At 72.0% G+C, this 15,764-nt stretch carries 12 protein-coding genes; 10 read left to right on the plus strand and 2 right to left on the minus strand.

What is annotated here, in order from left to right:
• Positions 1–253 precede the first annotated feature (253 nt).
• Together ACGFK0_RS04600 and ACGFK0_RS04605 are read left to right on the plus strand one after the other, a co-directional pair.
• Positions 254–1,642, plus strand: a complete 1,389-nt coding sequence (locus ACGFK0_RS04600; RefSeq protein ID WP_392900073.1) for a glycosyltransferase family 2 protein — start codon at positions 254–256, stop codon at positions 1,640–1,642.
• A gap of 41 nt (positions 1,643–1,683) precedes the next feature.
• Positions 1,684–3,540 carry a hypothetical protein gene (locus ACGFK0_RS04605; RefSeq protein WP_392900076.1) on the plus strand — a complete coding sequence of 619 codons (1,857 nt, stop codon included), beginning with the start codon at positions 1,684–1,686 and terminating at the stop codon, positions 3,538–3,540.
• On the opposite strand, the gene ACGFK0_RS04610 is transcribed toward ACGFK0_RS04605, so the two are convergent.
• Entirely contained in the window at positions 3,537–5,180 is a 1,644-nt protein-coding gene (locus ACGFK0_RS04610; protein ID WP_392900079.1) for an ArnT family glycosyltransferase, read from the minus strand. The two genes, ACGFK0_RS04605 and ACGFK0_RS04610, sit on opposite strands and share 4 nt — an antisense overlap.
• A 131-nt stretch (positions 5,181–5,311) precedes the next feature.
• Here ACGFK0_RS04610 and metG point away from each other — a divergent pair, with 131 nt between their 5' ends.
• Together metG and ACGFK0_RS04620 are read left to right on the plus strand one after the other, a co-directional pair.
• Positions 5,312–7,114: a methionine--tRNA ligase gene (gene metG / locus ACGFK0_RS04615; protein WP_392900082.1), complete on the plus strand. Its 1,803-nt coding sequence runs from the start codon at positions 5,312–5,314 to the stop codon at positions 7,112–7,114.
• Positions 7,111–7,935 carry a TatD family hydrolase gene (locus tag ACGFK0_RS04620; RefSeq protein ID WP_392900085.1) on the plus strand — a complete coding sequence of 275 codons (825 nt, stop codon included), beginning with the start codon at positions 7,111–7,113 and terminating at the stop codon, positions 7,933–7,935. The genes metG and ACGFK0_RS04620 overlap by 4 nt, the downstream gene beginning before the upstream one ends.
• Positions 7,936–7,961: 26 nt before the next feature.
• Here ACGFK0_RS04620 and ACGFK0_RS04625 read toward each other — a convergent pair whose 3' ends face one another.
• Complete coding sequence (locus ACGFK0_RS04625; RefSeq protein WP_392900088.1) at positions 7,962–8,936, minus strand: hypothetical protein; 975 nt, start codon at positions 8,934–8,936, stop codon at positions 7,962–7,964.
• A gap of 264 nt (positions 8,937–9,200) precedes the next feature.
• Here ACGFK0_RS04625 and ACGFK0_RS04630 point away from each other — a divergent pair, with 264 nt between their 5' ends.
• The 6 genes from ACGFK0_RS04630 to ACGFK0_RS04655 all read left to right on the plus strand — a co-directional run bounded on the left by ACGFK0_RS04630 (position 9,201) and on the right by ACGFK0_RS04655 (position 15,750).
• Positions 9,201–10,010, plus strand: a complete 810-nt coding sequence (locus ACGFK0_RS04630; RefSeq protein ID WP_392900091.1) for a transglycosylase family protein — start codon at positions 9,201–9,203, stop codon at positions 10,008–10,010.
• 17 nt (positions 10,011–10,027) lie between these two features.
• Complete coding sequence (gene rsmA, locus ACGFK0_RS04635; RefSeq protein ID WP_392900094.1) at positions 10,028–10,909, plus strand: 16S rRNA (adenine(1518)-N(6)/adenine(1519)-N(6))-dimethyltransferase RsmA; 882 nt, start codon at positions 10,028–10,030, stop codon at positions 10,907–10,909.
• Positions 10,910–11,108: 199 nt separating this feature from the next.
• Positions 11,109–12,224 carry a glycoside hydrolase family 26 protein gene (locus tag ACGFK0_RS04640; RefSeq protein WP_392900097.1) on the plus strand — a complete coding sequence of 372 codons (1,116 nt, stop codon included), beginning with the start codon at positions 11,109–11,111 and terminating at the stop codon, positions 12,222–12,224.
• Between the two features lie 76 nt (positions 12,225–12,300).
• The gene (locus ACGFK0_RS04645) at positions 12,301–13,221 is read left to right on the plus strand and encodes a 4-(cytidine 5'-diphospho)-2-C-methyl-D-erythritol kinase (protein WP_392901426.1); all 921 of its coding nucleotides are present in this window, start codon (positions 12,301–12,303) and stop codon (positions 13,219–13,221) included.
• Positions 13,222–13,346: 125 nt separating this feature from the next.
• Complete coding sequence (locus ACGFK0_RS04650; protein WP_392900100.1) at positions 13,347–13,538, plus strand: hypothetical protein; 192 nt, start codon at positions 13,347–13,349, stop codon at positions 13,536–13,538.
• Positions 13,539–13,908: 370 nt separating this feature from the next.
• Complete coding sequence (locus tag ACGFK0_RS04655; protein WP_392900103.1) at positions 13,909–15,750, plus strand: ABC-F family ATP-binding cassette domain-containing protein; 1,842 nt, start codon at positions 13,909–13,911, stop codon at positions 15,748–15,750.
• Positions 15,751–15,764 lie beyond the last annotated feature (14 nt).

Here is a 15,764-nt window from a genome sequence, read left to right on the forward strand (position 1 = left end):
CGCGTCACAGCCGACCCAACCTTTCCGGGCCGCTGTGCCCGTATGCTTGACGTCCTAGCCTGCCGCCCGCGACCGTGGCGGAGAGGGTCTTTCGGTTGCAAGTGCGCAACACGATACGGGTGCTCTTGACGAGAGCGGCCATCATTACCCGTCCCCGGCAGGCATCATGAACCGACGACGGGCCGCCCCGCGGAACCCAAGAGATTAGTGGAAAACACCGCAGACGGTCACCAGGGGTAACGAAGGAGATCGCGTGGAACTCTCCGTAGTGATGCCATGCCTGAACGAGGCCGAGACGGTCGAAACCTGCGTCCGCAAGACGATCGGCTTCTTCGAGGACAAGGGTATCGACGGCGAGGTGGTCATCGCCGACAACGGCAGCACCGACGGCAGCCAGCAGCTCGCCCGCGACGCGGGAGCGCGGGTCGTGCCGGTGATCGAAAAGGGATACGGCAACGCCCTGATGGGCGGGATCGCCGCCGCGCGCGGCAGGTACGTCGCCATGGGCGACGCCGACGACTCCTACGACTTCACCACCCTCGGGCCGTTCCTCGACGAGCTGCGCGACGGCGCCGACCTCGTCATGGGCAACCGCTTCAAGGGCGGCATCGCCGAGGGGGCCATGCCGCCGCTGCACCGCTACCTCGGCAACCCGGTGCTCAGCTTCGTCGGCCGGCTGTTCTTCGGCAGCAAGAGCGGCGACTTCCACTGCGGGCTGCGCGCCTTCGACAAGGAGGCGATCCTGCGGCTCGGGCTGCAGACCGGCGGCATGGAGTTCGCCAGCGAGATGGTCGTCAAGGCGACCCTGCAGGGATACGACATCCGCGAGGTCCCGACGACGCTCTCGCCGGACGGGCGGACGCGCGCCCCGCATCTGAACACCTGGCGTGACGGGTGGCGTCATCTCCGCTTCCTCATGCTCTACAGCCCGCGCTGGCTGTTCCTTATCCCCGGTCTCGTCTTCATGACTCTCGGACTGGTCGCCGGAGTCGCGCTGTCGACCGGACCGGTCACGGTCGGGGAGATCGCGTTCGACGTCGACACCCTGGTCGGCGCCGGCGCCGCACTGGTCATCGGCTTCCAGGCGGTGCTGTTCGCGCTGCTGACGAAGGTGTACGCGATGCAGGAGGGATTCCTGCCGCACGACGGCCGCGTCCAGAAGATCATCGACTGGTGGAGCCTGGAGCGCGGGCTGCTGCTCGGCGGCCTGCTCGCGGCCGCCGGTCTGGCCGGTCTCGTCGCGTCGCTGCTGCACTGGCGGGTCAACAGCTTCGGCGAACTGGACCCGCGTGAGTCGCTGCGCATCGTCGTCCCCGCCGCGACCGCGCTCGTGATGAGCTTCCAGGCCATCTTCGCCTCGCTGTTCGTCAGCATCCTCGGCATCCGCCGCCGCCAGCACCCGCCGCTCACCGACGCGGCCGAGGAGGCCGCCGGGGTCGTGGACGCCGCCGCGCAGAAGGTCGCCCGGGGCGAGGCCGAGGAGCCGGAGACGGCCGCCGGGCGTGCCGAGAAGACCGAGGCGGACAAGATCCCCGCAGGTCGCGCCGCCGCGAAGGCGGCCCCTGCGAAGGCGGCCTCTGTGAAGGCGGGGGTGCAGGCGTCCGAGGGCGACGTCGACGAGGACGGCTCGGCCGGGAGTTGACGGCCGGCCCGCCAGCCCGTGCCCGGGGGGCCCGTACGTCGATGAGCACGCGAATACCGGCGGACGCCGAGACCACGTCCCAGGCCGTCGCACGACCACCGGTCGCCCCCGCCGACCCGGGCGCCGTTCACGCCGGGGCGAGCCGACGCCGCTGGGCCTGGCTGTTCGGCCTCGGCTGGCTCGCGCAGGTCGCGGTGCGGCTCTGGCTGAGCTCGGGGCAGACGGTGCCGGTGGCGACACCGGACGAGTCCGGCTACCTGTTCGCCGCCCGCGTCCTGACCGGCGGTCCCGACGCCGACATGTCGTTCGGGACGATCTACCGGGGCGGGTATCCGCTGCTGCTGACGCCCGCGTTCTGGTTCGGCGACGAACCGGTCGGCGTCTACCGCGCCGCCCTGGTCATCAACGCGCTGGTCGGCGCGGCGATGCTGCCGCTCGCCTTCCTGCTGCTGCGCCGCCTGCGGGTCGGCGGGCGATGGTCGTACGTCTTCGCGCACGTGACGGCGATGCTGCCGTGCGTCCTGTTCTACTCCGGGTTCGTGCTGACCGACGCGGTCCTGCCGCTGATCCTGACCGGCTGGCTGCTGCTCGTCCACACCTGGCTGAACGCCCCACCCCCCGCGGACCGGCGCGCGGCCTCCCGCCTGCACCTGGCCGGGACGGGCGCGTCGCTCCTCGCCGCCTACGCCTACGCCTGCCACTCGCGCGGCGCGATCCTGCTGGCCGTGCACGCGGCGCTGCTGGCGGTCGCTCTGGTGTGCCGGTGGCGGTCGTGGCGCGGCGTGTCCGTCGCCGCGCTCGCCGCGGCCGCCGGGACGGCCGCGGGGACGCTGCTGAACCGGTCGCTGCTGCCGCACATGTACCCGCACGGCGACAACGACCTCGGCGGCAACGTCGCGCGGCGGCTCACCGGCGAGGACGGGTGGGCGTGGATTCTGTCGCTCGGCACCGGCCAGGTCTGGTACCAGGCCGTCGCCACCGGCGGCATGGCGGCGGTCGGCCTCGTCGCCGTCGCGTTCGCCGCGATCCGCCCCTCCGCCGCCGAGTCCGCCCTGTCGGGTACACCAGGCACACCGGGCGCGTACGGCACGTCCGGGCGGACGCGGGCGCTCGCACTCGCCGTCGTCGCGATCGTGGCGGGCATCGCGTTCGCCACCTCGGCTGCCCTGCCCGTCGAGTACCGCATCGGCAACTACGTGTACGGCCGCTACCTCGCCTGCATCACGCCGGTCCTGTTCATCGCCGGTGTCGCGGTCCTGCTGCGCGCGTCGCAGCGGACGCTGCTGTGGGCGTCGGCCGCGGCGGCCACCCTGATCCTCACCGCCGCGTGCGTCGTCCAGTGGTACGCGGGCGACCTGCTCACCCGGTACACCTACACGGCCTACGACTTCCCCGAGACGGCGTTCCTCACCTGGGACTGGACGTCGTTCCGCCTGTGGCACGCCACCCTGGCCGGTCTCGTGCTGCTCATCGCGTCCGTCGTGCTCGTCCGGCTGCGGCGCCGTGGCCCGCTGCTGCTCGCGGTGGTGCTGGCGGTCGTCGCCGTGGGGATGTGCCTCACCGCCACCGACCGCATCGCCCGCCCGCTGGTGCGCGACGCGACCGCGCACACCGACATCCGGCAGAGCATCGACCTGCGCGGCCGGCGGTCCATCGCCATCGACTGGAACGTCCCGTGGACGATCCGGCTCTCGCACTACTACTGGGCGTGGTGGAGCGAGGGCAGCGTCTTCAACGCCCGGTGGACCCCGCCGCCGCAGAACGTGGACGTCGTCGTCCTGGCGTGGCCGAAGGACGTCCCCGACACCGCGTCCTGGCCGCATGGAGCCCCGCCCGGCTGGCGCGTCGTCGACAGCCGCCGCACCATCGAAGGCGACTGGGTCGCCTGGTCCCGCTAGCTCCCCGGAGGCGGAGCCGGAGGGTTCCAGATCTGGAGGACGCCGTCGGAGGAGCGCCACATGAGGGTCCAGCCCCGCTCGGTGGACGGCTGCCAGCCGCCGCCGATCTGCGACTCCATGCCGCGCCAGCGCGTGTAGAGCATCGGCCCCTCGGTCGCGTTCCTCGGGACCTTCGGCAGATAGTGCGGGAAGTCGCGGATCTCGCCGCGCCACACCGGGTCGCCCCACACGTCCCGCGTGTAGAACGTGAGGGTCTGCGCGAGCCGCCGGTCGGCGCAGATCAGCGTGATCTCGCGGTGCTCGCCGAGGTAGCCGCGCAGCTCGTCCCACGCCTTGTCGCGCGGCAGGTCGGGGACGGCGCGGACGGCGGCGACCGCGTACGCACCGCCGAGCGCGACGGGTACGGCGCCGACGAGCACGACGGCGAGCGGGCGCAGCCGGGACGTGAGCCCGGCGGGCAGCATCCGCACCATCAGGGTCAATGACCCGAACCCGCCGGCGAGGAGCGCGGGCAGCACCGCGAACCAGTACCGCTGCAGCCACGCCCGCAGCTTGATGTCGTTCGGGTCGAGGACGCCGGAGAACAGCGTCAGCGGGACGGCGAGGGTGAGGAACCACACCAGGACCAGCGCGAGCCGCCGGTCGCGGGTGACCGCCCAGCCGACGATCGTGAGCGCCAGCGCGGCGGTGAAGACGAGGCCGAGCGGATGCCAGTCGTGCATCGCGCGCGTGAAGGAGCGGAGCGCGAGTTCGCGCGTCACGTAGTCGCGGGACTGGCCGCCGTGCGTGGCGGCCGACGCCAGCCCGGCGAGGGGCGTCCCCCAGACCAGCTGGTTGTGGACGAGGTTGAGCACCAGGATCGCGAGCATCGGCGCGCCGACCGTGACGTTGCGCCGCCACGGGATCCGCAGCAGCGCCAGGTACACGGGGATGGCGAGGAACAGGAACGCCAGGAACTCCCGGACCAGGAACGACGCGCCGAGGAACACCCCGGCGGCCAGCAGCATGCGGGTCTGGGCCCGCCCGGTCCTGCGGCTCGCGACGACCAGGCCGGCCATCCCGGTCGCGAACAGCCCGGCGCCCGGCATGTCCGGCAGCACCACCCCGGTCGACCAGGTGATCTCGTGGCCGTACGGGTTCGTCAGCGTGAAGAACGGGTGGACGAGCAGGATCGCCGCGGACGCCAGCCCCGCCACGTCCCCGAACAGGGACCGGACGACCAGGTACGTCCCGGCGAAGAACGCGCAGCCGCCGAGCGCGGCCACGACGAAGTAGGCGGTCTCGCCGGGCCCGAGGATCTCCTGGACGAGCCGCGCGGGAAGCACGAGACCGATCCGGGTGACCTGGTGGGGGACCTCGTCGTACGGCCACGTCGTGAGCGGGATGTCGGGCCAGGATCGGGCGGCGAGCCACACGTAGTACGGGTCGAAGTACAGCGGCGGCGTCATGATCACCCACTGCACGAGCACCGTGGCCGCCGCCACCAGCAGGGTCAGCCACACCACCCGCCGTGTCCGCCGCAGCCGGGAGACCACCCGTGCGGCCGCCGCGCGGCCGGGCCGGCCCGGCCGATCCGATTCGGTGCCCTCGTCTCCCGCCGCCTGCTCGACGCCCTGCTCGTCGGCCGTGGTGTGGGCCATGCTTCGCTTCTGCCTTCTACGGAGCCTGCTGTTACGGGGACGCTGCACGGCGGGGGAGCGTCCTGCCGCCGGGACGCCGGACCAGGCTACTCGCGCACACGGGCCCCTGTGACGCGACTACCCTTGATTTCATGTCCTCGTCAAGCCGTCACATCTTGACCGCGCCCGCATGGCCGTACGCCAACGGGCCCCGTCACATCGGGCACGTCTCCGGTTTCGCGCTGCCCGCCGACATGTTCTCCCGCTACCAGCGGATGGCGGGCAGCAAGGTCCTGATGGTCAGCGGCACCGACGAGCACGGCACCCCGATCCAGGTGCAGGCCGACAAGGAGGGCGTGACCGCCCGCGAGCTCGCCGACCGCTACAACGGCGTGATCGCCGAGGACCTGCACGGCCTCGGCATGTCCTACGACCTGTTCACCCGCACCACCACGCTGAACCACTACGCGGTCGTCCAGGAGATCTTCAAGGGCCTGTACGACAACGGCTACATCTTTCCGCAGAAGACGATGGGCGCGATCTCGCCGTCCACCGGCCGGACGCTCCCGGACCGCTACATCGAGGGCACGTGCCCGATCTGCGGGTACGACGGGGCGCGCGGCGACCAGTGCGACAACTGCGGCAACCAGCTCGACCCCGTCGACCTGATCAACCCGGTGTCCCGGATCAACGGGGAGAAGCCGAAGTTCGTCGAGACCGAGCACTTCATGCTCGACCTGCCCGCGTTCACCGAGGTCCTCGGCCGGTATCTGCGCGGCAAGCAGGGCGGGTCGCTGGCGTGGCGGCCGAACGTGCTGAAGTTCGCGCTGAACCTGCTGGACGACCTGCAGCCGCGGGCGATCAGCCGCGACCTCGACTGGGGCGTGCCGATCCCGCTGGACGGCTGGCGCGACAACCCGGCCAAGAAGCTGTACGTGTGGTTCGACGCGGTCGTCGGGTACTTCTCGGCGTCCGTCGAGTGGGCGCGGCGCGCGGGCGACCCGGAGGCGTGGCGGGCCTGGTGGCAGGACCCGGACGCCCTGTCGTACTACTTCATGGGCAAGGACAACATCGTCTTCCACGCGGAGATCTGGCCGGCGATGCTGCTCGGCTACTCCGGCCAGGGCGACAAGGGCGGCACGGCCGGTTCGCTCGGGGCGCTGAACGTGCCGACGGAGGTCGTGTCGTCGGAGTTCCTGACGATGGAGGGCAAGAAGTTCTCCTCGTCCCGCCAGGTCGTCATCTACGTGCAGGACTTCCTGGAGCGCTACGACGTGGACGCACTGCGGTACTACGTCGCGATCGCCGGGCCGGAGAACCAGGACACCGACTTCACGTGGTCGGAGTTCGTCCGCCGCAACAACGACGAGCTGGTCGCCGCGTGGGGCAACCTCGTCAACCGCTCGGTGAACATGGCGGCGAAGAACTTCGGCGCGGTCCCCGAGGCGGGCGACCTCACCGACGCCGACCGGGCGCTGATGGAGCGCAGCCGCAACGCGTTCCGGGCGGTGGGCGCCGAACTCGAGCGGTCGCGGTTCAAGAACGCGATCACCGAGGCGCTGGACGTCGTCCGCGACGCCAACCGGTACCTGTCGGACCAGGCGCCGTGGAAACTGAAGGACGACCCGGCACGCGTCCAGTCGATCCTGCACACCGCGCTGCAGGTCGTCGACGACGCCAAGACGCTGCTGACGCCGTTCCTGCCCAACTCGTCGCAGAAGGTGTACGAGATGCTCGGCGGGCGGGGCGTGTGGAGCGGCATGCCGGAGCTGAAGACGGTCTCCGAGGAGGGCGGCCCGGACTACCGCATCCTGACCGGCGACTACGCGACCGAGGCGCGCTGGGAGTCCATACCGGTCAAGCCGGGCGTTCCGCTGACCAAGCCGACTCCGCTGTTCACGAAGCTGGACTCGTCCGTCGTCGACGAGGAACTCGCCCGCCTGGAGAACCGGTGAGCCGCGACGGGGACGGGCAGAGCTCGCGCTCATTCCCGCCGCTTCCCGAACGCCTGCCGGTCGACGTGTTCGACAGCCACTGCCACCTCGACATCGTCGACACGCCCGTGCAGGAGCAGCTCAGGTCGGCGAAGGCGGCGGGAGTCGCCCGGATCGTCACGATCGGCTGCGATCTGCCGTCGTCGCGTTTCGCGGTGGAGGCCGCCGGCGAGTTCGACGAGGTGTACGCGGCGGTGGCGATCCACCCGAACGAGACGACCGGGGTCTCCGGCGCCGTCCTGGACGACGTCGAGCGGCTGGCGGCGCACCCGAAGGTCCGCGCCATCGGCGAGACGGGCCTGGACTACTACCGCGACTGGGCGCCGAAGGACGACCAGCACCGCGCCTTCCGCGCGCACATAGCGATCGCGAAGCGGACCGGCAAGGCGCTGGTCGTCCACGATCGCGACGCCCACGACGACGTGCTGGCCATCTTGAGCGAGGAGGGCGCGCCCGACAGGGTCGTCTTCCACTGCTATTCGGGCGACGCCGCCATGGCGGAGGTCTGCGCCGAGAACGGCTACGTGATGAGCTTCGCCGGCAACGTCACGTTCAAGAACGCCGAGCCGCTCCGCGAGGCCCTGAGGGCGGCCCCGCTCGACCTGCTGCTGGTGGAGACCGACGCGCCGTTCCTGACGCCGATCCCGCACCGGGGCAAGCCGAACGCCTCGTACCTGATCCCGCACACGGTGCGGGCGATGGCGGAGGTGAAGGGCGTGGACGTGGCGGAGCTGTGCACCGCGATCGCCGCGAACGGAGAACGCGTCTTCGGCCCCTGGTGAGCCCGGCCGGTTCTCGGGCGGCCAGGTCAGTCGATGTTGATCAGCTGGATGAGGACGAGTGCGATGGCGGCGTCCCGCAGGAGAGGCGGCACGCCGTCCTCCATCCGCAGCACTCGCCGGCGGCGGAGCTTGGCTGCGGTGGCGGCCGGCCTGTCGCCGGCATCGCGGACCTCCAGCGTCGTCATGTTGCGGTTCTCGGCGGGCCCGGAGGTGCCGAGACCGGCGCCGGCGGGGTCCAGCAGCAGGTGGAAGAAGGGGCCCCGCTCGGTGTCCGGGCGGATGAGCAGCCTCGGGGCGCCCGACGGGTCGAGCAGCACGTGCTCGGGGTGCAGCCCGCGGTCCGAGCGGTGCTCAAGGTGCATCAGCGGCCGGCCGGCGGCGTCCACCACGGACTGGAACCGGTGCAGGCTGTCGCGCGACCCCAGCGTCGGCTGGTCACGGGTGCTCGCGGGGCGGCCCGGCAGTTCGAGGCGCCGGTGGCCGGGCGGGGGCTCCAGGCTCGTGGTGACGGTGGCGTACGGGGAGCCGTCCGGGCGGCGGACGCCTTCCCTTTCGGAGATCACGAGTACGTCGCCGGACGCGGCGAGCAGCGACTCGGCGAGCCTCCGGGCGGGGAGGATGAACCGCCGGCGGATCCAGACGAACAGGAACGCGAAGAACAGGACCGGCACCAGGCTGAGGAAGTAGTCCCATGAGCCGCCCCACCCGTTCGCGTAGGGGCCCAGGGGGCCGATCCGGACGGGGACGGCGTCGTCGTCGCGCCCATGGGTCTGCTCGTAGTCGAGTCCGTAGATCTCGCCTTCGCCGTGCTCTCCGTCCTCGGTGCGCCAGGTGCCGTGGCAGGTCGCCCGGCCCCCCCGACCCGAGCCGGCGACGCATTCGGCGACGGTCGCGGTGGCCCGCTCGCCCTCGGCGAAGGTGTACGCCAGAACGGCCGGATAGAACGCCCAAGCGCAGATGGCGATGGCGATGAGCCCGATGATCAGAATTCGGCGGCGCATGGTCGTGGGACGTGTCCTCTCAAGCGGAGGTTCCGCGGAGGTGCGGATGTGCGGCTTTCCGACCGTCGGCGGCCAACGGATCACGGGCCTGGTACCTTGGCGTTCCGTTCCCGAGTGATCGCGTTTTGTGGCGATTTCTGGGTGCGACGGGGGCGCATGTGGGTGATGAGGTGGCGGAGGACGGGCGGGTGGCTCTAATCTCTGGCCGTTGAGCGGGCGCCCCCGAGCCCGGCCCCCTGGAGGAACCTCTTGTCTTGGAATTCCGTGCGTCGCGGCCCCCGGGCCCCCGCCGTCCCCGTCCTGGTGGCGGCCGCGCTGATGGCGGCGGGCTGCGGCGGAGGCGGGACGGACCCGAAGAGCATGGCCGCCGCGGACGCGCCCCGTACCAGCGCGCCCGCGCCGCGCCAGGTCCTCATCGTGGTCGACGGCGAGAAGACGCAGACGATGACGACCGGCGCGACCGTCCAGCAGGTCCTCGACCAGGCCAAGATCACGCTGGGTCGGTACGACCTGGTCAAACCGGCCATCGACCAGCCCGCCGGGGACATCGTGAAGATCATGCGGCTGCTGTCGGCTCCGAAGCTGAAGACCGTCAAGACGCCCGCCAAGACGATCCGCAAGAAGAGTTCCTCGGTGCCGCCGTTCAGCGAGAAGGTGCTGCGCGAGGGCAAGTCCGGCATCAAGATCGTGAAGTGGGCGTACGTTCCGCGCAAGGGCAAGAACGGCAAGGTCAAGAAGGTCAAGAAGGTCCTGGCGCAGAAGGTGAAGCGCAAGCCGGTCGCGCGGATCCTCGCGGTCGGCCCGCAGTCGGCGGGCGGCGGTGCCGCCGCCGGGCTGAACTGGCAGGGGCTCGCCAAATGCGAGTCCGGCAACAACCCGAAGGCCGTGAACCCGGCCGGGTACTACGGGCTCTACCAGTTCTCCATGGCGACGTGGCAGTCGGTCGGCGGCACGGGCAGGCCGTCCGACGCCAGCGCGGGCGAGCAGACCTACCGAGCGCAGCTCCTCTACAAGAAGGTGGACGGCCGCTGGCAGGGGCAGTGGCCCAACTGCGGCAAGTTCCTGTTCTCCTGAGCTGGAACACTTGTCTTGTGGGGGAGACATCGAGCCTGCTCGGGCCGGCGGACGTGCGGGAGCTGGCCGAGCGGCTGGGCATCAGGCCGACGAAGACGCTCGGGCAGAACTTCGTCATCGACGCCAACACCGTCCGGCGGATCGTCCGGGCGGCGGGGCTGAGCCCCGGCGACGTCGTCATCGAGGTGGGGCCCGGTCTGGGGTCGCTGACGCTGGCGCTGCTGCCGGCGGTACGGCGCGTCGTCGCGGTGGAGATCGACGCGGCGCTGGCGGCCGAGCTGCCCGCCACGGCCGAGGCGCGGGCCCCGGGCCTCGCGGCACGGCTGGAGGTCGTGCACGCCGACGCGATGAAGATCACACACCTGCCGGGGCCGGAACCCACGGCGCTCGTCGCGAACCTGCCCTACAACGTCGCGGTGCCGGTCGTGCTGCACCTGCTGGCGACCCTGCCGTCGCTGCGGTCCGCGCTGGTCATGGTGCAGGCCGAGGTCGCCGACCGGATGGTCGCGCCACCCGGCGGCAGGATCTACGGCGTGCCGTCGGTGAAGCTCGCCTGGTTCGGCGCCGCGCGCCGCGCCGGGGCGGTCGGGCGCGCGGTGTTCTGGCCCGCCCCGAACGTGGACTCGGGGCTCGTCGCGTTCACCCGCCGTGAGCCGCCGACGACCACGGCGACCCGCGAGCAGGTGTTCGCGGTGATCGACGCCGCGTTCGGGCAGCGCCGCAAGACGCTGCGGGCGGCCCTCGCCGGCTGGGCCGGGTCCCCGGCCGCCGCCGAGGAGGCGCTGCGCGCCGCCGGCGTCGACCCGCGCGCGCGGGGCGAAGCTCTGGACGTGGCCGCCTTCGCCCGCATTGCCGAGTATGGTCCTTCAGTCCGGGCATTTGATCCCGAGGCTCCCTGAGTGTGTTCGATGCGGGTGCGTTCGATGCGGGTGTGCTCGCGGCGGATGTGTTTCACGGCCGGTGTGTTTCGCCGGTGTGTTTCGCCGGTGTCTTCACGGCCGGTGTCTGTACGGCAGGTGGGACGAAGCCGGTGTGTGACGGAGTGGACTGGGCGGACATCGCCCCGGGGACACCGAGAATCGGTACGAGCGGAGGTCGATGGTGAAGGCGCGTTCGCGGACGGCGCGGGCGAGGTTGCCGATCGCGGGGACGGCCCTGCTCGCCACCGCGGCGATGATCGCGACGGTGGCGGCGGGCTGCGGGGGCGGCGCGGGCGCGGCACCGAAGATCACGACCACGGCGCGGGCGGGTGTGGCGCCGGTCCCGCCGGGGGAGGGCGCCTACTTCGGGGCCTGGGTGCCGCCGGAGGAGTCCGCGAAGCCGTCCGAGTCCCCGTCCGAGTCCCCGTCCGAGTCCCCTTCCGGCTCGCCGGAGAATTCGCCGTCCGGTGAGGATGCCGGCAAGCCGGGCATGGCGCCGATCGTCGGCTTCGAGGGGGAACTCGGGCGGCGGCTCGACGTCGTGCACAGCTACCGCGGCTGGAAGTCCGACTTCCCGGCGGGGTTGGAGAAGTCCGTCGTCGACGGCAACCGCTACCTGCTGCTCACCTGGGGCGGCGCCGACACCAGGAAGGTCGTCCAGGGCGAGTACGACGAGCTGATCCAGCGGCGCGCCCGCGCGGTCAAGGACCTCGGCAAGCCGATCTTCCTGCGCTGGTCGCGGAACATGGACGCGGCGTCGGCGAGGAAACAGGTCCACTCGCCCGACGACTTCATCGCGGCGTGGAAGCACCTGCGGCGGATCTTCGAACAGGAGCAGGTCCGCAACGTCGCCTGGGTGTGGTGCCCCACCGCCCGCGGATTCGGCGGTACCGCCGGCGCCGGCGCGTTCTATCCGGGCGACGACCATGTCGACTGGATCTGCGCCGACGCCCTGCGCGGCGGCGCCGACTACCGCGACCTGTCGGAGGACCTGAAGTCGTTCACGGAGTGGGCACGGGACCGCCCCAAACCCATCATGATCGCCGAATTCGGCGTACCGCAGTCCTACGGTGAGCGCCGCGCCGAATGGCTCCGTGAGGCGGCCAAGACGCTCCAGGACCCGCAGGTCAAGGCCGTCATCTACTTCAACTCCGACGAGCTGGCCGACAACGCCCGCGACAAGCGCCACGCGTACTCGGTGACCGGCGACAAGCAGGCCTTCTCCGCGCTCCGCGAGCTCGCCACGACCCCCTACTTCAATCCCCGCAACCTCCCGGTGACCAGCGGCGACTGACCCCGGCGGCGGCGCCGGCCCCGGGGGGACGTCACCGGAGATACCGACAGGCCGTAGGGTTTCGGGCGTGAGCGCAGTGACCGTACGCGTCCCCGCCAAGGTCAACCTTCAGCTCGGCGTGGGGCCGACCCGCGATGACGGCTACCACGACCTCGTCAACGTGTTCCACGCCGTGTCCCTGTTCGACGAGGTCACGGCCGCGCACGCCGGGCGGCTGGAGGTGCGCGTCCAGGCCGCCCCGCACTCGCGGGTCGCGGTCGAAGGCGTCCCCGCCGATGACGACAACCTCGCCGTCAGGGCCGCCAGGCTGGTCGCCGCGCGGCTGGACGTCGAGCCGCACGTCGCGCTCCGGATCCGCAAGGCCATCCCCGTCGCGGGCGGCATGGCGGGCGGCAGCGCCGACGCCGCCGCCGCGCTGGTCGCCTGCGCCCGGCTGTGGGACGACCGGGAGCAGCCCGTCCTCGCCAGGGACGACCTGATGGAACTCGGCGCGGAACTCGGCAGCGACGTGCCGTTCGCCGTCCTCGGCGGCACCGCGGTCGGCGTCGGACGCGGCGAGCGTCTCACCTCCGCCCTCACCCGCGGAACCTTCCACTGGGTGTTCGCGACCGCCGACGGCGGCCTGTCCACCCCCGCCGTCTACGCCGAATGCGACCGGATCCGCGAGGCCGCAGGGGAGGGCGCGCCGCGGCCGAGCGTGTCCGAGGAGCTCATGACGGCGCTCGCCACCGGCGACGCCAAGGGCCTCGGCGCCGCCCTGACCAACGACCTGCAGGCCGCCGCGCTGTCGCTGCGGCCGTCGCTGGGCCGCGTCCTGGACGCCGGCCATGATCTCGGCGCGGCCGGCGCGGTCGTCTCCGGTTCCGGGCCCACCTGCGCGTTCCTCGCCGAGACCGAGGAGGACGCGGCCGGTCTCGCGGTCGCGCTGGACGCCACGGGCGTCGCCGCGCAAGTGCTGCGGGCATCCGGTCCCGTCCCGGGCGCGACCGTGGTGTGACGCTCGTGGTGTGACGGGTCGTGGTGTGACGGCGGCGGTAGCTGCGCTCGTCACACAAGCGAACTTCGTGCCCGCGGCGGACGTCTTGTACCCGTGACACCGATTCCCTCCGACGAGGAGGACCGATGACGTATCTGTCCGGGCTCCTGGCTCTCGTGGCGGTCGCGATGCTGGCGACGCTCGTCCTGCTGGCCGTGCGCCGCGACCGCGCCCTCCGCCGCAACGCGCCCGGTTCGGTGGTGGCGCGGCGGCCGCAGGCCACTACTCTTGGGGCACGGAGCGAGGGCGGGCCGGCGTCGCCCCCTGCCGTGCGCTGAGCTCCCCCCGATCTGTGAGGCCCGTTTGTTTTCGTTCGCCACGCTGCTGGCTGTAGTCGCCCTGCTGGTCCTCGTGCTCGCCGTCGTGGTCGTGGTGATCGCCGTCGCCACGTCCTCGGGCCGGAGGAAGAACCAGAGCCTCCCGCCCGGATACGGCCCGCCCGGGAACCCTCCCCCCGGATACGGTCCGCCCGGCCAGGTCCCACCGGAATACGGCCCGCCGCCCGGACAGGGGCCCCCGCCGGGGCCGCCGCCCGGGCCTTGACCGCCCGCACGTGACCGCCCGCACGATGACCGCCCGCACGATGGCCGCCCGCACGGTGACCGCCCGCACGATCGGCTCGCCCGGGCCAATAGGCTGGGTGGCGTCGTGAATCTGATCAACCTTGAGAACGTCGCCAAGGCCTACGGGCCCCAGCCGCTGCTCGACGCCGTCTCCCTCGGCCTGGACGAGGGGGACCGCGTCGGCGTCGTCGGCCGCAACGGCGGCGGCAAGAGCACCCTGGTGTCCGTCATCGCGCGGGAGACCGAACCCGACGCCGGGCGCGTCACCCATGCGCGGGGCCTGCGCCTCGGCATCCTGGCGCAGCGGGACGAGTTCCCGGAGGACGCGACGGTCCGGTCCGTCGTGCTGGGCGACCGTGCCGAGCACGAGTGGGCGGGCGACGTCCGCGCCCGCGACGTCCTCGCCGGCCTGATCGCCGACCTCGACCTGGACGCGCCGCTCGCGGGCATGTCCGGGGGTGAGCGCCGCCGCGTCGCGCTGGCGCGGCTCCTGGTCCCCGAGTCCGATCTGCTGCTGCTGGACGAGCCCACCAACCACCTCGACATCGAGGCGATCGACTGGCTCGCCCGGCATCTGAAGGGCCGCAGGGTCGCGCTGCTCATCGTCACCCACGACCGCTGGTTCCTGGACGAGGTGACCGAGCGGACGTGGGAGGTCGTCGACGGCCGCGTCGAACGCTACGAGGGCGGCTATTCCGCGTACGTCCTGGCGAAGGCCGAGCGTTCCCGGATCGCCGCCGCCACCGAGGCCAAGCGGCAGAACCTGCTGCGCAAGGAGCTGGCGTGGCTGCGGCGCGGCCCGCAGGCCCGCACGTCCAAACCGAAGTTCCGGGTGGACGCCGCGCAGGCGCTGATCGCCGACGAGCCGCCGCTGCGCGACTCGGTGGAGCTGACCCGGTTCGCGACCGCGCGGCTCGGCAAGACCGTCTACGACGTGGAGGACGCGACGGTCGAGCTCGGGGAGGGCGACGCCCAGCGCACCATCTTCGAACGCATGACGTGGCGGCTCGGCCCGGGTGACCGGGTCGGCCTGGTCGGCGTCAACGGCAGCGGCAAGAGCACCCTGCTGCGCCTGCTCGACGGGTCCGTTCCGCCTGTCTCGGGAAAGGTGGTCCAGGGCAAGACCGTCCAGCTCGCGCATCTGTCGCAGAACCTTGAGGACCTCGACCCGTCCCGCCGCGTCCTGGAGTCGGTGGAGGAGATCCGCCGCCGCATCACCGTCGGCAAACGCGACTGGACGGCGAGCCAGCTCCTCGAACGCCTCGGCTTCCAGAGCGACCGCCAGTGGACGCCCGTCGGCGACCTGTCCGGCGGCGAGCGGCGCCGCCTGCAGCTGCTCCGCCTACTCATGGGCGAACCCAACGTCCTGCTCCTCGACGAGCCCACGAACGACCTCGACATCGAGACCCTCACCGAGGTCGAAGACCTCCTGGACGGCTGGCCGGGGACGCTCGTCGTCGTCAGCCACGACAGGTACTTCCTGGAGCGCATCACCGACCATGTCGTGGCGCTCCTCGGCGACGGCCGCGTGTCGCTCCTGCCCGGCGGCGTGGACGAGTACCTCGAACGCCGCGCCGCCGGCACCGCCCCCAAGCCGGCCGGTCCCGACCGGCCCGCCGCACCCGAGCGGACGGCCGCCCCTGCGGGCAGGGGCGCGGGCAGAGTCGCGGACACGGTCGCGCCCGCGTCCGCGTCCGCCAAGCCGAAGGCCGGCGGGCAGGACTGGAAGGCCCGCAAGGAGCTCGACCGGCTCGAACGCCGCCTGGAGAAACTCGCCGGCCAGGAGGCCGGCCTGCACGAGCAGCTGGCCGCGCACGCCACCGACTACACCAAGCTGCAGGAGCTGGACGGCCGGCTGAAGGAGATCCAGGCCGAGGCCGCCAGGGTCGAGGAGGAGTGGCTGATGCTCGCCGAGGACATCGGCTGACCCCGACTGGAATT

Origin of the sequence: Spirillospora sp. NPDC048823, from assembly GCF_043198445.1 — a bacterium.
In the GTDB taxonomy this organism is placed as follows: domain Bacteria; phylum Actinomycetota; class Actinomycetes; order Streptosporangiales; family Streptosporangiaceae; genus Spirillospora.